General features: G+C 50.4%; 23 protein-coding genes. 11 read left to right on the top strand and 12 right to left on the bottom strand.

Annotated elements, in window-relative coordinates; translation table 11 throughout:
- From KGI06_01885 to KGI06_01900, 4 genes are all read right to left on the bottom strand, one after another.
- On the bottom strand, positions 1 to 405 hold the full coding sequence (locus tag KGI06_01885; GenBank protein MDE1870968.1) for a translation initiation factor IF-5A: 405 nt from the start codon (positions 403 to 405) through the stop codon (positions 1 to 3).
- A gap of 147 nt (positions 406 to 552) precedes the next feature.
- On the bottom strand, positions 553 to 1,578 hold the full coding sequence (gene ftsZ, locus KGI06_01890; GenBank protein MDE1870969.1) for a cell division protein FtsZ: 1,026 nt from the start codon (positions 1,576 to 1,578) through the stop codon (positions 553 to 555).
- 60 nt (positions 1,579 to 1,638) lie between these two features.
- Positions 1,639 to 2,700: a cell division protein FtsZ gene (gene ftsZ, locus KGI06_01895; protein MDE1870970.1), complete on the bottom strand. Its 1,062-nt coding sequence runs from the start codon at positions 2,698 to 2,700 to the stop codon at positions 1,639 to 1,641.
- A gap of 226 nt (positions 2,701 to 2,926) precedes the next feature.
- Positions 2,927 to 3,559 (bottom strand): hypothetical protein, encoded by a 633-nt coding sequence (locus tag KGI06_01900; protein MDE1870971.1) that lies wholly within the window; start codon positions 3,557 to 3,559, stop codon positions 2,927 to 2,929.
- Between the two features lie 99 nt (positions 3,560 to 3,658).
- Here KGI06_01900 and KGI06_01905 point away from each other — a divergent pair, with 99 nt between their 5' ends.
- Positions 3,659 to 4,465 carry a sugar phosphate isomerase/epimerase gene (locus KGI06_01905; GenBank protein ID MDE1870972.1) on the top strand — a complete coding sequence of 269 codons (807 nt, stop codon included), beginning with the start codon at positions 3,659 to 3,661 and terminating at the stop codon, positions 4,463 to 4,465.
- 2 nt (positions 4,466 to 4,467) lie between these two features.
- Here the strand turns inward: KGI06_01905 and argF are convergent, their stop codons facing one another.
- From argF to KGI06_01920, 3 genes are read right to left on the bottom strand one after another with little or no spacing between them, the layout of a single operon-like run.
- Positions 4,468 to 5,373 carry an ornithine carbamoyltransferase gene (gene argF, locus KGI06_01910; protein MDE1870973.1) on the bottom strand — a complete coding sequence of 302 codons (906 nt, stop codon included), beginning with the start codon at positions 5,371 to 5,373 and terminating at the stop codon, positions 4,468 to 4,470.
- A complete protein-coding gene (locus KGI06_01915; protein MDE1870974.1) occupies positions 5,374 to 5,838 on the bottom strand; it encodes a hypothetical protein in 465 nt (154 codons plus the stop codon).
- A gap of 2 nt (positions 5,839 to 5,840) precedes the next feature.
- Positions 5,841 to 6,233: a 30S ribosomal protein S8e gene (locus KGI06_01920; protein MDE1870975.1), complete on the bottom strand. Its 393-nt coding sequence runs from the start codon at positions 6,231 to 6,233 to the stop codon at positions 5,841 to 5,843.
- A gap of 119 nt (positions 6,234 to 6,352) precedes the next feature.
- Here KGI06_01920 and mscL point away from each other — a divergent pair, with 119 nt between their 5' ends.
- From mscL to KGI06_01940, 4 genes are all read left to right on the top strand, one after another.
- Positions 6,353 to 6,757 (top strand): large conductance mechanosensitive channel protein MscL, encoded by a 405-nt coding sequence (mscL, locus tag KGI06_01925; GenBank protein MDE1870976.1) that lies wholly within the window; start codon positions 6,353 to 6,355, stop codon positions 6,755 to 6,757.
- A 290-nt stretch (positions 6,758 to 7,047) separates the two neighbouring features.
- Positions 7,048 to 7,296: a hypothetical protein gene (locus KGI06_01930; protein MDE1870977.1), complete on the top strand. Its 249-nt coding sequence runs from the start codon at positions 7,048 to 7,050 to the stop codon at positions 7,294 to 7,296.
- 11 nt (positions 7,297 to 7,307) lie between these two features.
- Positions 7,308 to 7,478 carry a hypothetical protein gene (locus KGI06_01935; protein ID MDE1870978.1) on the top strand — a complete coding sequence of 57 codons (171 nt, stop codon included), beginning with the start codon at positions 7,308 to 7,310 and terminating at the stop codon, positions 7,476 to 7,478.
- A 69-nt stretch (positions 7,479 to 7,547) separates the two neighbouring features.
- Positions 7,548 to 7,874 (top strand): tRNA-binding protein, encoded by a 327-nt coding sequence (locus tag KGI06_01940; GenBank protein ID MDE1870979.1) that lies wholly within the window; start codon positions 7,548 to 7,550, stop codon positions 7,872 to 7,874.
- A gap of 6 nt (positions 7,875 to 7,880) precedes the next feature.
- On the opposite strand, the gene KGI06_01945 is transcribed toward KGI06_01940, so the two are convergent.
- Together KGI06_01945 and KGI06_01950 are read right to left on the bottom strand one after the other, a co-directional pair.
- Positions 7,881 to 9,374 (bottom strand): methionine--tRNA ligase, encoded by a 1,494-nt coding sequence (locus tag KGI06_01945; GenBank protein ID MDE1870980.1) that lies wholly within the window; start codon positions 9,372 to 9,374, stop codon positions 7,881 to 7,883.
- 31 nt (positions 9,375 to 9,405) lie between these two features.
- Positions 9,406 to 9,948: an NUDIX domain-containing protein gene (locus tag KGI06_01950; GenBank protein MDE1870981.1), complete on the bottom strand. Its 543-nt coding sequence runs from the start codon at positions 9,946 to 9,948 to the stop codon at positions 9,406 to 9,408.
- Between the two features lie 160 nt (positions 9,949 to 10,108).
- Between KGI06_01950 and KGI06_01955 the strand changes: the two genes are divergently transcribed.
- The 4 genes from KGI06_01955 to KGI06_01970 are packed head-to-tail and all read left to right on the top strand — an operon-like array spanning position 10,109 to position 13,680.
- Positions 10,109 to 12,172 (top strand): minichromosome maintenance protein MCM, encoded by a 2,064-nt coding sequence (locus tag KGI06_01955; GenBank protein ID MDE1870982.1) that lies wholly within the window; start codon positions 10,109 to 10,111, stop codon positions 12,170 to 12,172.
- A gap of 4 nt (positions 12,173 to 12,176) precedes the next feature.
- Positions 12,177 to 12,713 (top strand): isopentenyl-diphosphate Delta-isomerase, encoded by a 537-nt coding sequence (idi, locus tag KGI06_01960; GenBank protein MDE1870983.1) that lies wholly within the window; start codon positions 12,177 to 12,179, stop codon positions 12,711 to 12,713.
- Positions 12,714 to 12,717: 4 nt separating this feature from the next.
- Positions 12,718 to 13,335 (top strand): dTMP kinase, encoded by a 618-nt coding sequence (tmk, locus tag KGI06_01965; GenBank protein ID MDE1870984.1) that lies wholly within the window; start codon positions 12,718 to 12,720, stop codon positions 13,333 to 13,335.
- Between the two features lie 9 nt (positions 13,336 to 13,344).
- A complete protein-coding gene (locus KGI06_01970) occupies positions 13,345 to 13,680 on the top strand; it encodes a hypothetical protein (GenBank protein MDE1870985.1) in 336 nt (111 codons plus the stop codon).
- Between the two features lie 45 nt (positions 13,681 to 13,725).
- Here the strand turns inward: KGI06_01970 and KGI06_01975 are convergent, their stop codons facing one another.
- Both KGI06_01975 and KGI06_01980 read right to left on the bottom strand, forming a co-directional pair.
- Positions 13,726 to 13,893 (bottom strand): hypothetical protein, encoded by a 168-nt coding sequence (locus tag KGI06_01975; protein ID MDE1870986.1) that lies wholly within the window; start codon positions 13,891 to 13,893, stop codon positions 13,726 to 13,728.
- Positions 13,894 to 14,011: 118 nt separating this feature from the next.
- The gene (locus tag KGI06_01980) at positions 14,012 to 15,277 is read right to left on the bottom strand and encodes a Glu/Leu/Phe/Val dehydrogenase (protein ID MDE1870987.1); all 1,266 of its coding nucleotides are present in this window, start codon (positions 15,275 to 15,277) and stop codon (positions 14,012 to 14,014) included.
- Positions 15,278 to 15,447: 170 nt separating this feature from the next.
- Between KGI06_01980 and KGI06_01985 the strand changes: the two genes are divergently transcribed.
- Together KGI06_01985 and dph2 are read left to right on the top strand one after the other, a co-directional pair.
- Positions 15,448 to 15,966: a 50S ribosomal protein L16 gene (locus KGI06_01985; protein MDE1870988.1), complete on the top strand. Its 519-nt coding sequence runs from the start codon at positions 15,448 to 15,450 to the stop codon at positions 15,964 to 15,966.
- A 28-nt stretch (positions 15,967 to 15,994) separates the two neighbouring features.
- On the top strand, positions 15,995 to 16,921 hold the full coding sequence (gene dph2, locus KGI06_01990; protein MDE1870989.1) for a diphthamide biosynthesis enzyme Dph2: 927 nt from the start codon (positions 15,995 to 15,997) through the stop codon (positions 16,919 to 16,921).
- A gap of 3 nt (positions 16,922 to 16,924) precedes the next feature.
- Here dph2 and KGI06_01995 read toward each other — a convergent pair whose 3' ends face one another.
- Positions 16,925 to 17,416 (bottom strand): hypothetical protein, encoded by a 492-nt coding sequence (locus KGI06_01995; GenBank protein MDE1870990.1) that lies wholly within the window; start codon positions 17,414 to 17,416, stop codon positions 16,925 to 16,927.
- Positions 17,417 to 17,530: the final 114 nt, after the last annotated feature.

Consider the following 17,530-nt stretch of genomic DNA (forward strand, 5'->3'; position numbering starts at 1 on the left):
TCATCCACTTAACACTCTTGACAATGCCTTTCTTCCCATTGCTGTCATTACCTCGACCTCAGCCCCGGCATTCAGCTTGCCCTTGAATTCATCCGTTACAGGTATGTCATATACCTCGTACGTCTCCGAATCCATCACCTGCGCCGTTTCCCCGCTAACCGACACCACCTGCGCCTTGGTCTTCTTTATGACAGGCACCTGTACATCAGCATGTGAGGGCGATAACAGTGTCTTCTTCTGCCCGTCGAATATGCCTATGCCCGTAACGCGCATCTTTGCAGAGCCGTGCTTGCCAGGGGAGCTGGTCTCTATGTCAACGACCTTGCATGCAACGCCGTCTATCAGTATGAACCTGCCCACCTTTATGTCCTTCATCGATGAAAAAGATATCTCGTCATCATTCATTGAAACATCTGCAGTTAGTAGAATAGATTAATGCGTGGATAAACTATATAAAGGTATGTCAGGCGTCGTGATTTCGGCGCTGCAACAGGCAGTTTGCGCCGTGCGCTACGCGTTACGCAAAAAGCCGCGCCTCATGAAAGGCCGTATTCACAGCCTCTCAAGACCAGCGATGTATCCGGAATCCTCAGTGCTTTGCTGCTTGCCAAGCAACGAAGAGGCGGTGCCGAACTTGGGCTTCACCCCTGTTACTATGGACATTACCCTTATCTGGTCGTTGAGCTCTGGCTCAAGCCTGGATCCGAATATAACGTTCGCGTTGTCCGCAAGGCCCTGGGTTACGCCCTCGCCCACTGATGTCGCCTCCTGTATGGTAAGCGCCGTGCCGCCAGTGACGTGCACCATTGCGCTCCTGGCGCCCTCAAGGTCCACGTCAAGCAATGGATGGGATATTGTAGACTTTATCGCCTTCTCCACCTTGTCGGCGCCGTAGCCGTAGCCTATGTTTATCATTGCCAGGCCGGAGCCGCCCATTATCGCCCTCACGTCGGCGAAGTCAAGGTTTATCAGGCTGGGCAGTGTTATGGTGTCGGCTATTCCCCTCACGGCGTTTGAGGCTATGCTGTCTATCAGGTCGAACGCCTTTTCTATCGGGAGGTTCGGCGCATAACTGAGCAGCCTGTCGTTTTCTATTATAACTGTAGTATCTGCCTGCTTGCTTAGTTGCTCTATGCTCCAGTCTGCCTTCTTCTTCCTGCTCCTCTCAAGCGCGAACGGGTATGTTACGAAAGCGACTACGAGCGCGCCCTCCTCGCGGGCAACCTCGGCTATTATCGGCGCCGATCCTCCACCGGTGCCCCCTCCCATTCCTGCAGCTATGAACACCAGGTTATATCCCGTGACAGCCTTCCTTATTTCCTCCTTGCTCGCCTCGGCTGCCTTTGCGCCCATTTCCGGGAAGCCTCCGGCTCCGAGACCCCTTGTCAGCGGGCCCCCTATAAGCAATTTCTTGTGCGCCTGAACTATGCCCAGATGCTTTGCATCCGTGTTGAGTGCTATCGTTGTAGCGCTCTTCAGGCCGTTTGTATAAAGTCTGTTGACAAGGTTGCATCCCTGTCCGCCGGCACCTACGACTGCCAGCTTTACTACGAAGTCGTCGCTTCCCAGGTCGTCCATATTATCCACCTAACTATAAAATCAAAGAATATAAAAAACAAAACAATAAAAAGGTAGGGGTTAACCTACCATTTCAAGGCCATCGTATGAAAGGGACTTCTTTTCCTCCATCTTGCCCAAGATGCTCGATCCAGTTACTCCAGTCACTATCGCGACTATCTCTATCTGGTCCTCGTATCCAGGCATCAGGCGTGCGCCCCATTTTATGTTGCTCTCGGGGTCCATCTTCTCCGTTATTACCTCTCCGGCCTTTATCGCGTCGCCTATTGTCATGGAAACGCCTCCAGAGATGTGTATCAATGCGCCCCTTGCGCCTTCGAAGTCTACGTCCAGAAGCTTGTTCTTCAGTACTCCCTCCGCCGCAGCATCTACCTTGTTGGTTCCCCTTCCGGATCCTACAGCTATGAACCCTACGCCTCCGTTGCCCATTATCGCCCTCACGTCTGCGAAGTCTATGTTGATGAGGCTTGGCTGCGTTATCGTCCATACCAGCCCTCCTATTGCCTTTGCAAGCACCTCGTCTGCAAGTGCGAACGCATCAGACATAGGCAGGTTCGGCACCAGCTTTACCAGCCTGTTGTTGTCCAGTATTATTACGCTGTCGCAGTATTTCCTGAGCCTCTGTATTCCCTCTTCTGCCTTGACCTTCCTTACCCTTTCAAGGTCGAACGGGTAGGTTACCATTGCCACTACTATCGCGCCCTGCTCCTTGGCTATCTGGGCCGCAACGGTAATTGCGCCTGTTCCGGTTCCTCCTCCCATTCCGCAGCATAGGAATACCAGCTGCGTGTCGTTGAACACCGCCTCAAGGAGGTTCCTGTCCACTTCCGCGGCCTTTGCGCCCATCATTGGGTCTCCTCCTGCACCCAATCCCTTCGTAAGCGTCCTTCCTATCAGAACTTTCTTGATTCGGTCATCTATTATTTTGAAGTGCTGAGCATCAGTGTTCACAGCTACAAAATCAGTACCCTTGACCCCAACCTTCAGAAGCCTGTTTACTATGTTGCAGCCTGCGCCTCCAAATCCTGCCGTTACTATTTTTATCTGTGTCGAGCTGAATTCCTCAGCTGACTGTGTCTCCTTCGTCTGTCCACCAAATACGTCGTGTACCATATCGGTCATCGTGATCGCCTTATTTCTATGTTAATCAGAAAAGCTTTAAAAGCCTTTTGCTTTTTCCAACATTAGGAGTAGTACGTAATTTTCAAAAAAAATAACGCACGCAAAATATACTTTATTATATGTTGGTAATACAAGTTTTATCTTGGTAAAAAAATATGCATTTAGATCTGATTGCCGCGTTTATTTTTTTTGGACAGCATGCTTGATTCGCGCATTGTATGCGCGATCACGGAGTAGCGGTGTAATTCCCGGATACCGCGCCGGAAGAATCAAGCACGGCATACACCGAATAGTTCGCATCGGTTGCCCTGTACCTTATGAGCCACACGTTGTAGAAGTTCTGCCCGAGATTTGTCTGGTTGTCATTTAGGTACGGATAGAAAGTCGCGGTAACCGCTGTGTTGTTGTACCCATATGCGGAAACGTAGTTGGTAATCTGCCCTATTCCCTGGTTGTACGATCTAGCTATTGCTATCTCTGGCGAGCTTATAACGTATGAAGGAGCGTTGGAAAGCCCGTATATGATGCAGTTCTTTGTGTAGAGGTTGTCAACGCTAGGTACGAGCCCTGTTGCCGGATAGTCGAATCCCTCTATGAAAAGCGTAGGGCACGGCCTTGTCGCATTGTACACTATGCTAAGCACTATGTCGTAGCTGCCCTTCTCCAAGCTTGAATTGGATATGTTGATTACCGTTATGTTGGCGCTGGGGTTGCTGGCCTTGAGATCGTTGATGACGAACTGCTTTGCCTGCGCTGCGGTTAATTCGTGCTTCTGCGTCTGCGTAGTAAGTATGAATGCCGCTGTGAATACCACCACCAGGATGATTACGATTACAGCCACTTGTCCGAGAAGGTCCATATTTTATCATTTATCATCAACTGTAAAGGAATATATAGCTATCACTCCAAACTGTTCAGTTGCAATAGCAACTCAGTTTTCTTGCAAGGGTGCGCCAATATGGAGTACGGCCTTATAACGAAATCAACGTACGGGGTAATTTCCGAAATAGACAGGTTCTCGAAACTGGGCTTCGATTACGCCGAAATAAGCATGGAGGAGCCCTACGCGACACCGTACATGCTCAGGAGGGATGCGAAAAGCATACTGGCAGCGTTGAAAAGGCGCGGGATGTTCAGCATAGGCCATACGGCATACTGGACTGACTTCGGGACGATGCACAAACACGTGAGGGAAGGCTGGATAAAAGAGGCGATGGAGATGGTGCTTGCCGCAAGGGATCTTAGGATGGAATACCTCAATTTCCATTTCTATCCGGGAAATGGATTCACAAGCAAGATACCCAAGGGCAGGAAAATGTTCCTCGAGAACTTCACTGGCGCTATGGAGAAGCTGTCGGCCTTTGCAGGAAAAAACAACGTGACCATAATGCTTGAGAACCTAGGGCCCAGGGACAGCGCTGCATACCTCATGGAAGACTTCAGGCATGTGTTAGAAAGCGTGCCGCGGCTCATGGTGCATCTGGACGTGGCGCATGCATACATAGAAGGGGGCAACAGGAAAATCGAAAAATACATAAGCGCCTTCAGCGACAGGATAGTGCACATACACGCGCACGACAACAACGGAAAGGAGGACGAGCACCTGCCGATAGGCAGGGGGAAAATAGATTTCAACAGGGTCGTCTCCTCGCTCAAGAAAATCGGATACGACAGGACAGTAACCTTTGAGGTGTTCACCTCAAACAGCGACGCGACTAAATCGATGGAATCGTTTGAAAGGATGTGGAATCCAAGGAAACGATAGCCTCATGCCTTCTGCGATATGTACAGCAGTATCGCCTTCTCTATGAGCAGCTTGTTCTTTGCCTGCTCCCAAACCAGGCTCCTGGGCCCGTCTATCACATCAGCATCTATCTCGACTCCGCGGTGCGCCGGAAGTGGGTGCATCACCACTGCGTCGTTCCTTGCGTATGAGAGCGCCTTGGCGTTCAATTGGTATGGCGCGAACATCTGCACGCGCTTTGCGGCCTCGGCCTCGTCGCCCATGCTCACGAACGTGTCGGTATACACAACGTCAGCGCCCTCAAGCCCTTCCTCCATTGAGTCGTAGACGTTCACCTCCCCGTACTCCCTTGCCTTGTTGAAATAGTATGTGTTCGGCTTGTAGCCCTTGGGCCCGACAAGCGCCACGCTTGCGCCGATCTTTACCGAAGTGAGCATAAGCGAATTGGCGGTGTTCTGCGCTATGTCTCCCATGAATGCTATCCTTATCCTCTTGAGGTCGCTCTTCCCCCTTGCTGCAAGTATCGTATAGCAGTCAGCAAGCGCCTGCGTCGGATGCTCAAGGGAGGTGAGCGCGTTTATCACCGGGACCTTGGAGTTTTCCGCCAGTGTCTGAAGCTGCTCGTGGTCGTTTATCCTAACTGCTATGAAGTCGCAATACGAGCTAAGCACCTTGGCCGTGTCCCCAAGCGTTTCCCCCCTGGAAACCTGAGATGCCCTTGCGTCTATGTAGATCGGCATTCCGCCAAGCTGGGCCGCTGCAACCTCGAAAGAAACCATCGTCCTCGTTGACGGCTCCTCGAAAAACAGCGCGACTATCGCGTTCTCCTTGAGCGCAGATTCCTGCTTTCCGGAAGTTATGGAATCCGCTATCTTGAATATCTCCTCTATGTCTTCCTTTGATATGTCGGCGGAACTCAATAGGTTCATTCAATTACCGAATATTGACCCGAATCCGGCGTTGGCCTTTTCTTCCTCCTCTTTTATTATCCGTATGACTTTCTGCTCGTCCTCCGGGCTTGTCCTCTTTACAGTCTTGAACTCGTTCTTGAAGCGCTCCTCAGCGCCTTTCAGGAAATCCTCAGTTGCATTAAGGTACAAATAGCTTTTCCCATCGCCAAGCCCGAGCGATGCCCCGTCCCGCAGACTGTAGTCCTGCCTTGAGAATATGAACCTGCCCTTCGGGCTCTCCCCGAGCATCTTGTGCGCCTCGGCAATCTTCCTGTCGCGCTCCTCTATTTCCTTTGCCTGCTCAGGAGTAAGCTTGTCCTTTTCCACATTCTCCGCCTTTATTGCAGGAGGAATCAGATTGGTATCCAGATAGGGATCGTAGGATAGCGCCTTCTTGAGCTCCTCGGCCTCTGACCTGTCAACCTCGTAAACCCTTGCAGGCAATCTCACACCAGCTTGGCGTTTATGCAGCCCTCCCTGCCAGGCCTGTTTACCACTACGGCGTTGCCCAATTCGGTGATTATCGTGCATCCCTTCGTTATTATGTTCTGCCTAGCGAAGTTCCTGTTGTCCTTGGATTCCAGCACTCCGGTTATCTTGACCTTTTTGTATCCGTCCTTCGTCAGCAAATTTGCCGTCGAGGCCCTCTTGAGTCGCACCGCGGCCTTTCCGCCTCGCCTCCTTATATCAGCGTTCACGTTGGAGTCTGCAAGCTTTGTAGCGGAAAAGTAGTTCCCTACCTCGCTTCGCCTCTTGTCGCGGAACTTGGTGTTCCTCCTGCCGTTGCCCTGCTTCTTCGTTGCGGATTTTCCGTGTATTTGTATGCCCATTTGGCTCATTGTATCACTTAAATGACGCTCAAGCTCAGAATAAAAACTAACTAGAAATCATATATTATTTATACCATAACTTATTAATCCTTGCCTCGGCCACTAATATAGGGAATGTGTGTGATTGAATGTCTCTGGTCTCAGAATTCAAGGACTTCATAATGAAGGGCAATGTCATAGACCTTGCCGTGGCCGTTGTCATAGGCGTTGCATTCAACGCGGCAGTTACGGCGTTCGTGACAGACATAATAACGCCGCTGATAGGCGTTCCGGGGCACGTGGACTTCTCGTCGCTTGCATACACGGTTCACGGAAGCGTTTTCCTTATAGGCTCGTTCGTGAATGCGATAATAAGCTTCGTGACCATAGCGCTGGTGGTGTTCTTCTTCATAGTGAAGCCTGTGTCAAAGATAAAGGAAAGGAAGACGATGAAGGAGAAAGGCACGACAGCAACAAAGCAGTGCACAGAGTGCCTTTCGACAATACCAGCGGCGGCAAAGAGGTGCGCCTTCTGCACCTCAAAACAGGCCTAGAAAATTTTACTTGTAGAAAAAGTTTAAATATTAATCGCAGGACCAATATAAGCATTCGGCGTTGAGCATGCAAGGAATTTCAAATGCGGCGATTAACATGAGGACAATCAGCTCCAGCGCTGCGGCTTTCGGATTCTATTTCTATTGGCACTTTAGCGGTGCACGGGTTAACTAAAATTCTTTATTTTGGGTGGCCTGTGTGAATCGCACGATGTTATCGGATGGTATTTTGGGCAAGCATTTAGCCGCGGCCAGTCCCGCCCTTCCTTTTCATGCTGTAGGTGTGTAAAATGAACATACAACAAACAGGGATAAAAAAAGAAAAAGTTTTAGGCAATAGCATTGCCAGTTTGGCAAGGACCGAGACGATACCTGCTGCGTCGCTGCTTGAAAAGCTGAGGATGGAATCTGCAAATGAAAGCGGAACAAACTACCATCTAGTAGGATATGTAAAGATCAAGTCCGTGGAATCCGGAATAAAGAGCATATTGAAGGGGGCGACAACGGTTGAGGAGATAAAGAGAAAACTAGGGATATAGATGGTGGCTGAATGAAATACAAAAACAAAGTCAACAAGGTGCAGAAGGAGATAAGGTATATGAATGAGCTCTTGAGGAAGGCTGAGGCAAAACAGAAAAGGACTGTAGAGGTAGAGATTTACGCCATATTGGTGGAATCGCTGCGCGCCAGGGAAAACAAGCTTAGGAGGGATTGCATTTGAGCCGAACCTATCCGCACATATATAATTAAAGCAATCCTTACAAGGTTATACGATTACGGGTGTGTTCAAATGGTTACGATAAGCGACTTCGCATCCATGGGATTGCGCGTAGGCAGGATAATAGAGGTTGAAGATCTTGAAGGATCAAGGAAGCCGATGTACAAGCTGAAGGTTGATCTTGGGGAACTGGGAACGCGCAACCTTGTTGCTGGGCTGAAGGGGTATTACTCAAGGGAAGAGCTGCTCAACACGGACATAATAGTCGTGACGAACCTGGAGCCCAAAAGGATAGCCAACTTCGTTTCGGAGGGAATGCTGCTCGCCGCTGACGACGGCACGAACGTGGTCCTCGTGAGGCCGGAAAAGGAGATATCCCCTGGCAGCACCATAAGGTGACTCTTGCTACACCTTCGTGAAAAGCAGTTCCCCTTTTGTGATCTTCTCGCTGAATTCCTTCCTGAACCTGCAGTTGGAAAGCATTAGTTCTTCATTCTTCATGCCCAGTTTCGCCGCGATTTTCTCCGATGTGGAAGGTATGAACGGGTATAGCAGTATGGATATAACCCTAAGGGACTCGAGAAGATTATACAGCACCCCTTCAAGGTCGCTGCCCTGAAGCGTCCACGGCTTTTTGTCGTTTACATACTTGTTGCAATACCTCACGAATTCCATTATTTCGTCAAGCGCGTGATGCAGTTCCAACGCGTCCATTTTATTGTCTATGCTTTCTAGATTGAATTTTGTTTTGAGTTCGCCATTGCCAGTAAATTTGTCAAGCTTGGAATTTTCCGCCAGGGTAAGCACCCTGTTGACCAGGTTCCCGAGGTCGCCGAGCAGCTCCTTGTTAATCTTGTCCTTCAGCGCAGATTCCGAGAAGTCCCCGTCCTGGAATGTCGGTATTTCCCTTATCAGATAATATCGTATCTCATCAGCCCGGTAGGTCTTTAGAAGGTCGAGCGGGTTTATAACATTCCCTAGGGACTTGCTTATCTTCTGGCCTTCTATAGTAATATAACCGTGCACAAAAACTTTTTTTGGCAGCTCCAGTTTCGCTGACAGCAGGAACGCAGGCCAGTAAAGGGCGTGGAATTTTATTATTCCTTTCCCAATCACATGCACATTCGCAGGCCACCACTGACCGAACATGGATTCGTCCTTTCCGTAGCCTATGCCTGTTAGGTAAAGCACAAGGGCATCCATCCAGACGTATATTATCTGGCTCTGGTCATTTGGCACTGGTATTCCCCATCCCTTTGCCCTTGACGACGATCTTGATATGCTGAAATCATCGAGGCCTTCCTTCACGAAGCCGAGCACCTCGTTTTTCCTGCTTGACGGAACAACTTCCAGTTTCCCCGTTTCAAGCAGCTCCTTTATTTTGTCTTGGTACTTTGACAGCTTGAAAAAATAGTTTTCCTCTTCGATCAATTCAGGTTTTATATGGTGCTCAGGGCACAAACCACCTACAAGCTCATTCTCCTTGTAGAACTGCTCGCATTCCGGGCAATACAATCCCGAGTATTTTTTCTTGTATATGTCGCCGTTCCTGTCCGCAAGCTCCCATAGTTTTCCTACGCCCTCCCAGTGCTCTTCCTTTATGGATGACTTTGCAAACCTGTCATACGACACGTTCAAACTTTTAGCAACATCCTTGAACGCTTGCGCGTTCCTATCAACGAGTTCCTGCGTGCTTATCTTCTGCTTCTCCGCGGCCTTGACGTTCTTGATGCTGTTTTCGTCCGATCCGGTAAGCAGTATTACCTTTTCGCCTTTTATCCTATGATATCTTGCAATTACGTCAGCCTGCACCAGCTCCAGGGCGAATCCTATGTGCGGTGCTGCGTTGACGTACGGTATTGCCGTTGTTACATAGAATCCTTTACCATTTTCGCTTATTTTATCGCCACTTTTCAAACCAAACCAGAATTTACCCGATGAACTTTTTAAGTATTTTCACCAAATCCGGATAATACCCGTGCGGCACGTATTTATCAGATTTTCTTGGATCTTTCAGTTCCCTTTCAAGTTCTGATAACGGAACAAATTTCACTGCTTCGACTTCCTCCTTCTGCAGCTCTTTTGGAATTTTGGATAGCTTGTACAGGTATACGGACTGGAACTCTTTATTATCATAATTATCACGCAATTTCACGCAGTCTTTGCTTACAATAATTCGCTTCAAGTCAGTTGGTTTTGCGCTTATTCCAACTTCTTCCTTCAGTTCCCGCAACGCTGCCTTTTTTGGAGTTTCCCCGGCAGATATGTGCCCTGCCGCAGATACGTCCCACTTGCCGGGCCAGCTGTCCTTTTCCATTGAACGTTTCTGCAATAATATTTTTCCTTTCGTGTTGTATATCCATATATGAGAAGCCCCGTGCCATAATCCTCTTTTATGCGCCTCCTTCTTCGTTTTTGTGGCTCCCGTCTTCCTTCCGCTTTCATCCAGCACGTCTATGCGTTCTTCGGCCATATTATCCCATTTTTTATTAAGCAACGTTTGACAATATCCTAATGGAAATGCATACCCGCAAAAAGGCTTATAAGGATAGTTCCCCTAATATTATTTAGTGTCATGTTTATATTAGTTATCACCCCACTTTAGCTTTCCTAACGGGGGTATTGGTGATCCTTTGGCAGATGCTATGCTAGATGCCATAAAGAGCAAATTCGACGAGTTTTTCGACACTTACTGCAAGGACAGCATAGCGGACATAATAACCTCTTTCCCCGACAAGAGGAGCCTCGAGATAGACATAAAGCTCCTAAGCAGGTTCGATCCGGAGCTTGCGAGCGAGCTCGTGGAGAACCCGGACACCATAATGGAGGCAGCAATAGAGTCGCTGAAGGACAAGCTCAAGGACATCGACATCAAGGAGAGGGAGCCGCATCCGAGGTTCTACGGGCAGACGTTCAATACCCCGCTGGTGCAGGACGTCGGTTCATCCTTCATAGGCAAGATGATAATGCTGGACAGCCTTGTCGTCAAAAGGTCCGAGATAAACCCGAAGGTTAAGGTTGGCACATACAAGTGCACCTACTGCGGCTACCTCCAGAAGTTCAGGGTAGACAGGGACGAGATACCCGAACTGTGCCCGCAGTGCAAGAGGAGGTCGCTGAAGCCTGACACAAAGGAATCCCAGTTCATAAACCTGCAGAAGATAGCGGTGCAGGATCCGCTTGAAAAGCTTAGGGGAAACACGCCGACATGGCAGCTCGAGGTGTGGATAGAGGACGACCTTGTGAATACGGTAGTTCCGGGGGACAGGATAGAGCTCACCGGAATACTCAGGATAAGGCCGAGGCGCAACAACAGGGGCAAGATTGAGGGCAACCTCTATACGATGTTCCTCGATACCGTTGCGATAACCCCTAAGCAGAAGGAATTCACAGACATACCGATATCCGAGCAGCAGGAAAGGGAGATAATAGAGCTCTCCAAGAGCCCTGACATATTCGACAAGATAACCAGGTCTATAGTTCCGTCCATATACGGCTACGACGAGATAAAGCAGGCCGTGACCCTGCAGCTCTTCGGCGGAACCCCGGGAAAGCACCTTGTTGACGGGGGTGACATAAGGAGCGACATGCACATATTGCTAATAGGAGACCCGGGAAGCGCAAAGACTAGGATCCTTCAGGCGGTTTCAAGGCTGGTCCCGAAGGGCATATACGTGAGCGGCAAGTCCGTAACAGGCGGAGGAATGACTGCTGTTGCTGAGCGCGACGAGTTCTCCGAGGGAGGATGGACGCTCAAGGCCGGAGCTCTCGTACTGGGCAGCGGCGGCGTAGTCTCGATAGACGAATTCGACAAGATAAGCGAGGACGACAGGGCTGCCCTCCATGAAGCCCTTGAGTCGCAGACCATTAGCGTCGCGAAGGCGGGAATAGTAGCAACCTTCACCGCCAAGGCGGCGGTCCTTGCGGCTGCCAACCCGAGATACGGAAGGTTCGATCCGAACATGTATCCTGCAGAGCAGTTCGACATCCCCACTACGCTCCTCTCGAGGTTCGATCTCATATTCCCGATAAAGGACACAATGGATTCGGAGCAGGACAAGAGCATAGCAAGGCACATACTCCTGCAGCACCAGGCTGCCGGCGCGCAGATAGCGGAGATACAGGAATATGAGCAGGTTGAGCTGCCCCCGATAGGGAGCGAGCTTCTTAGAAGGTACATAGCTTATTCTAGGAAGGCGGTGCAGCCGAGGCTGAGTGAGGATGCGGCAAACAAGATACAGGAATACTACATAGAGCTCAGGCAGCTGGGCCAGAAGAGCGGTGCGACTGCTATAACCCCCAGGCAGATAGAAGGACTTGTAAGGATGGCAGAGGCAAGCGCCAAGTCCAGGCTCTCCAAGATAGTGGAGGTGCTTGATGCAGAGAGGGCGATAGAGCTAAGCGAGCACATGCTGAAGACGCTTGCCGTAGACAGGGGAGGAAGGAGGGACATAGACACCATACTGACCGGAATGCCTAGGGAGAAGGTGGACAAGATCAACTCGATTACAATGATAATAAAGCGGCTTGAGGATACGGAAAGCGTGGCAAAGATACAGCGCGTGGTGGAGGAGGCATCGAAGGAGGGCATAGACGAAAATGCCGTGAACAAGTACATAAGCGAGCTTGAGAGGATAGGAGATCTCTACAGGCCCAAGGCGGGGATAGTAAGGCTTGTGAAGCACGATAGTGAGTAGGCAGATGGAGCAAAAAGTAATACTTGTTGATGATCGGGACAACGCCGTAGGGCTGGAAGGCAAGATGGAGGCGCACAGGAACGGGGACCTGCACAGGGCGGTTTCGGTTTATATCTTTGATTCGAGCGGAAGGCTGATGCTCCAGCAGCGCGCAAGGGGAGTATACCATTCGGGGCTTCTCTGGTCCAATACCTGCTGCACCAACTGCTACGAGGGGGAAAGCGCCCAGGATTCGGCTCACAGGAGCCTGAGGAATGAGATGGGATTCGATTGCGAACTCAAGGAGGCATACAGCATAACCTACAGGACGCAGGTCAGCAACGGACTGATGGAGCACGAGTTCCTGCACATATTCTTCGGAATGCATGACGGCGATCCGGAGCCTGACGGGAATGAGGTAATGGACTGGAAATGGATAGGGCTGGACGAGCTTGAAAAGGACATCGTGGCAAACAGCAGTACATACACGCCATGGCTGAAAATAATCCTGGAAAGCGGCAGGCTGCGCAAAGAGGCTGACAGGTTCCTTGGTTCGGGGTGATTGGATGGCCGGCGGAAGATACATAGTTTTCGAGGGAATAGAGGGCTCGGGAAAGAGCACCCAGGCCAGAATATTCTACAACTCAATAAGGAAGAAAAGCAATGCGATACTCACAGAGGAGCCGTGGGAATCCGACAGCATAGGGAAGCTGATAAGGAAGGAGCTGAAGGAAAAAAGGGAGAACAGGGTCAGCAACGCAACATTGCAGCTGCTTTACATGGCGAACAGGAAGAACCACATGGAAAGGGTGGTCGAGCCGGGACTCAGAAAGGGGAATACCGTGGTGCAGGACAGGTACTGGATGTCCACAGCCGTCTACGGAAGCGCAGGCTCTGTTGAAAAGAAATTATACATGGAGTACTTCATGAAGATGAGCGAGATATTCCCGAGGCCGGATGTGGTGTTCTTCATAGGGGTTGACCCGAACGAGGCATACAGGAGGGTAACATCAAGGAACAAGGCCGCTGAGCGTTTCGACAGGCTTGACATGCTAAGGAAGCTGGAAATTGGATACAGGAAACTTGAAACCTCATACGAAGGCAAATGGGTAAACATAGACGGTAACAGGGACGTGAAAATGGTAAGCGCGGAAATAATGAGGAAATACAGGTCCATGCTTTAGTGGTGCCGCATGCTTGAAGACATTGATGATGTGCAAATAAGCGAAGACGCTTTCGGCAGGGCGGTTAAGTTCATACTCGTAAAGTTGAAGGAGGGCCAGAAAAGCATGATGATATTCAGGGCGAGCGCAGCGGAGTTCCACAACGACATATACATGGAGCTGCTCGATGGCCTGGACAAGGGCATAGAGGCTGAAGTTACTGGCGGGGGATGGCTCCACATAGTCATGGAGGGAAAATTCATAAGGATATGGGGGGCAAGCACGACCTTCGGGCCTCCCGATTTTGAAACTGCCAGGCAGTTGCTGCATGAAAGATATCCGGATTTCAGGATAGAAACAGGCTGATTGTCCGATTGCAGCTTAAAAGCGCGCGTTTTGCATCGAGGCCATTCATGCTCTTCGCAGCATGGTCTGGACCTCTTTCTGTATCTTGCGGTTCTGTATTCGCTCTGCAACGTACGGATCCACTTTCTCGGATTCGGCGCCGCGTTTCTGCTCGGCTTTCGCCTTTTGCTGACTGACTTCATCAGTCTTTTTTTGCTTTGTTGTTACGTTCATTTTTTCACCAATTCAACAAACGCCAGTGTAACAAATGCGGTAACTAGAATTGGTAGTGCATATTATTTAACCGTTTTCTCCAGCTAAGTTCCCAGCAGTTCGCGCATCGGATGCACTGCTAATACCAGCCCCTGTACTTCATCGCCTTAGCTACTCTGTCTATCGCTATCGTGTACGCGGCCATCCTTGTGCTCACGCTCCTGCCCGCCTTCGCGTATTCCTGCTGCTTGGCCATCACGTCCTTGAAGGATTTCGTTATTATCGCATCAAGCCTGCTGTACACCTCCTCCGCCGTCCAGTAGTATCCGCTAGTGTTCTGGAGCCATTCGAAATATGAGGCTATTACGCCTCCGGAGTTTACCAGGAAGTCTGGCATGTCGAATATCTTCCTTTCGGCAAGCAACTTGTCCGCTTCAGGGGTCACAGGCCCGTTCGCGAGCTCGAGCAGCAGCTTGGTCTTTATCTTGTCTGCGTTGCTACCTGTTATCTGGTTCTCTATGGCTGCAGGTATAAGGACATCCACGTCCAGCTCAAGGAGCTGCTCGTTCGTGAGCTTCTCTGCACCAGCATAAGCCTGCACGGTCCCGCCTTTCTTCTTTGCATCCATCACCCTATCGTAGTCAAGCCCCTTCTTGTTGTATATCGCGCCGTTCGAGTCGCTTACCGCAACAACCCTGGAGCCGAAGAACCTCTTAGAAAGGGAGAACGCGAAGTTGCCGGCGTTTCCGAATCCCTGTATGGCTATGCTTGCCTTCTTCAGGTTTATCTTCCTGTACTTTGCAGCCTCCCTGAGCACGTACATGCCTCCTGTCGCTGTTGCGTCGCTCCTGCCCTTTGAGCCCCAGACCTCCAACGGCTTTCCGGTGACTGCGCCGAAGACATCCCTTCCCGCCAATCTGCTGTACTCGTCCATTATCCACGCCATTATCTGCGGCGTGGTGTAAACGTCTGGCGCGAGTATGTCTATTGACGGGCCCATGAACTTGTATATGGCCCTCACGTATGCCCTTGTCAGGTTCTCCAGCTCGTAGCCGTTCAGCTTTTTCGGGTCGCATATTATTCCGCCCTTGCCCCCTCCGAAAGGTATATCTGCAAGGGAGCACTTCCAGGTCATCCATGCGGAGAGCGCCTTGACGGTATCCAGATTCTCCTGCGGATGGAACCTTATGCCGCCTTTTGCAGGGCCCCGTGCAGTGTTGTAATGCACCCTGAAGCCCGTGAACGTCTTTGTTGAGCCGTCCCTCATCTTTACCGGTATGTTTACCGTGAGCACTTCCGCCGGCTCCCTCAATATGCCGCGGGCCTGCCTGTCGAGCCCCATCAATTCTGCAGCTTCGTCAAACTGCTCCTGAGATATCCTGAACGGGTCAAGCTCCTCCTGCATGGAATCACGATTCGTAACACTAGGAATTCTTCTGCTCGGTTTATATAAGTTGCTGTAGGATTCGCAATCCGGCACTCCGGGAAATCCCAACTTATTTATACCTTATCCAGCTAAATTATACTTATCGTTATACCTTATCCTAAGGTAGACTGTTACTATGAGTGATTAGAATGGCAAGACTAAGGCCTGCAAGGACCATGAGGAATCCCAACTCGCAGGCATGGGCAAGGTATTCGCTGAAGAAGCCGAGGAAGAATTACGTCAGGGCCCTGCCGCATACAAGCCTTCTCGTTTTCAACATGGGCGTCAAAAAGGACACCTACGACCTTGAGGTCACGCTCAGGACCGAGCAGCCAATACAGCTCAGGTCCAACGCGCTGGAAGCTGCAAGGCAGACAACCAACAAGTACCTGGAGAGCAATATACCGCAGAACTTCTCGTTCAAGGTGCTTGTATATCCGCACAATGTCATAAGGGAGCACAAGATGGCAACGGGTGCCGGAGCTGACAGGATATCAAGGGGAATGAGCCAGGCTTTCGGAAGGCCGACGTTCATAGCTGCAAGGCTTAAGAAGGGCCAGGCGGTTTTCAGGGTGTTGACAGTCAAGTCAAACAAGGCCGCGGCAGTGGAGGCGCTGCACAGGGCCTCGTCAAAGCTGTCCGGCACATACAAGATAAGGGCGGTGTGACTTCTTTTCATGCGTTTAGGTAAGTTAAATGAGAATATTGCTGCAGTTTCCTGAGGGCCTAAAGCAGAAGGCGCTTGAGCACGCCAGGATCCTCGAGAGCAAGGGAGATGAGGTTTTCATATCAGCGTCGCCCACTTTCGGGGCGTGCGACCTGGCGCTTGACGAGGCAAGGAGCATAAAGGCGGAGAAGCTGATCCATTTCGGCCACGGGGAGTTCCACCACGTGGATTTCAATGTTGAGTACGTTGAGTACAGCATAGACGCGCCCCTTGGGCTTCTCGAGGATTCGCTTGACTACCTTAAGGGCTACGAAAGGCTGGGCATAGTCACCACCATACAGCACGTGCACCAGCTTGACGACATACGCTCGTTTTACGAAAGCAGGGGTAAGAAAATAAGCATAGGAAAGCCGTACGGCTTCGCGAAGAGGCGGGGCCAGATACTAGGGTGCGACGTCGGCAGCGCCGCAACGATTGACAGGGAGGTTGATGCGTTCGTATATTTCGGCGGCGGACTTTTCCATCCGCTCGGGGCTCTGCTTTCGACAACGAAGCCCTTCCTTGCAATAGAGCCGTTCGCAGGCAGCATAGATTTCATAGACGGCATGAGGGAAAAATACAGGAAGAGGAGCAGGGGAAAGGTGCTTGCATCGGTAAACGCCACAAGGTTCGGCATAATGGTAAGCACTAAGAACGGGCAGCACAACATGAACCTTGGGAAGATACTCAAGGAAAGGATAGAGTCGAAGGGATTGCAGGCGCAGCTGCTTGTCGCAAACACGTTCGATTTCGGGTCGCTGGGCAACATGCTGGAATTCGACGCGTTTGTCAATACCGCATGCCCTAGGATGGCCATAGACGATACGGAAAGGCTGCCCAAGCCGCTGCTCAGCGCAAACGAGCTAATGGAGCTGCTCAAGATGAAGGAGGAGCTGAAGGAGATAAGGAACAGATGACCTTCAGGAGGCCTTAAGGTTCAATGAAGCTATTTGCACGTATGCCGGGCCGTACGTCTGCTCTATTCCCTGCGACGTAACCTGGTAATAATACTCTGCCCATATGGTGCCCACTTCCACAGTCCCGATGGACACCGGGAACGTTATGCTATTGACAGGAAGGTAAAGCGTTTCCGTAGCTCCAGTGGGCATTCCCTGTACTGACAGCATGGTGTTGGCAGGAGTAGAATTGAATGATATTGAAGGCACACCGTTGACGTTCGGGGTGCCCTGCGGCACGAATACGATGTTTGCGCTAGTCCAGCTGGTTCCTGTGCTCTGCCCTATCGTTACGATTATGTTTGCATCTGAATGGCTGTATATCGGCGTCTTGCAGAGGAATCCGGGAGTAGCTATGCATGTATTTTCGGATATCGTATTGCCATTGAAAACCCCCAATGCGAAAAGCGCGGACAAAACGACTGCTATTACAAGTATAGCCCAACCATAGGTCATCAGGTACTCCATGGCGCTTTGGGCCTTCCTTCCAAAATGTTCTTTTGCTATGGAATCATCCCAGTTATTAGAGAAGCTAACAAATATTATACTTTCCGAGACTATGAAAATAAA

The organism is Candidatus Micrarchaeota archaeon (assembly GCA_028866575.1).
GTDB lineage: Archaea > Micrarchaeota > Micrarchaeia > Micrarchaeales > Micrarchaeaceae > UBA12276.

Bases quoted from the DNA above. Each gene is read 5' to 3' on its own strand.
- KGI06_01885 (MDE1870968.1), bottom strand. From the start codon at position 405: ATGAATGATGACGAGATATCTTTTTCATCGATGAAGGACATAAAGGTG.
- ftsZ (MDE1870969.1), bottom strand. From the start codon at position 1,578: ATGGACGACCTGGGAAGCGACGACTTCGTAGTAAAGCTGGCAGTCGTA.
- ftsZ (MDE1870970.1), bottom strand. From the start codon at position 2,700: ATGACCGATATGGTACACGACGTATTTGGTGGACAGACGAAGGAGACA.
- KGI06_01900 (MDE1870971.1), bottom strand. From the start codon at position 3,559: ATGGACCTTCTCGGACAAGTGGCTGTAATCGTAATCATCCTGGTGGTG.
- KGI06_01905 (MDE1870972.1), top strand. From the start codon at position 3,659: ATGGAGTACGGCCTTATAACGAAATCAACGTACGGGGTAATTTCCGAA.
- argF (MDE1870973.1), bottom strand. From the start codon at position 5,373: ATGAACCTATTGAGTTCCGCCGACATATCAAAGGAAGACATAGAGGAG.
- KGI06_01920 (MDE1870975.1), bottom strand. From the start codon at position 6,233: ATGAGCCAAATGGGCATACAAATACACGGAAAATCCGCAACGAAGAAG.
- mscL (MDE1870976.1), top strand. From the start codon at position 6,353: ATGTCTCTGGTCTCAGAATTCAAGGACTTCATAATGAAGGGCAATGTC.
- KGI06_01930 (MDE1870977.1), top strand. From the start codon at position 7,048: ATGAACATACAACAAACAGGGATAAAAAAAGAAAAAGTTTTAGGCAAT.
- KGI06_01935 (MDE1870978.1), top strand. From the start codon at position 7,308: ATGAAATACAAAAACAAAGTCAACAAGGTGCAGAAGGAGATAAGGTAT.
- KGI06_01940 (MDE1870979.1), top strand. From the start codon at position 7,548: ATGGTTACGATAAGCGACTTCGCATCCATGGGATTGCGCGTAGGCAGG.
- KGI06_01950 (MDE1870981.1), bottom strand. From the start codon at position 9,948: ATGGCCGAAGAACGCATAGACGTGCTGGATGAAAGCGGAAGGAAGACG.
- idi (MDE1870983.1), top strand. From the start codon at position 12,177: ATGGAGCAAAAAGTAATACTTGTTGATGATCGGGACAACGCCGTAGGG.
- tmk (MDE1870984.1), top strand. From the start codon at position 12,718: ATGGCCGGCGGAAGATACATAGTTTTCGAGGGAATAGAGGGCTCGGGA.
- KGI06_01970 (MDE1870985.1), top strand. From the start codon at position 13,345: ATGCTTGAAGACATTGATGATGTGCAAATAAGCGAAGACGCTTTCGGC.
- KGI06_01975 (MDE1870986.1), bottom strand. From the start codon at position 13,893: ATGAACGTAACAACAAAGCAAAAAAAGACTGATGAAGTCAGTCAGCAA.
- KGI06_01980 (MDE1870987.1), bottom strand. From the start codon at position 15,277: ATGCAGGAGGAGCTTGACCCGTTCAGGATATCTCAGGAGCAGTTTGAC.
- KGI06_01985 (MDE1870988.1), top strand. From the start codon at position 15,448: ATGGCAAGACTAAGGCCTGCAAGGACCATGAGGAATCCCAACTCGCAG.
- dph2 (MDE1870989.1), top strand. From the start codon at position 15,995: ATGAGAATATTGCTGCAGTTTCCTGAGGGCCTAAAGCAGAAGGCGCTT.
- KGI06_01995 (MDE1870990.1), bottom strand. From the start codon at position 17,416: ATGACCTATGGTTGGGCTATACTTGTAATAGCAGTCGTTTTGTCCGCG.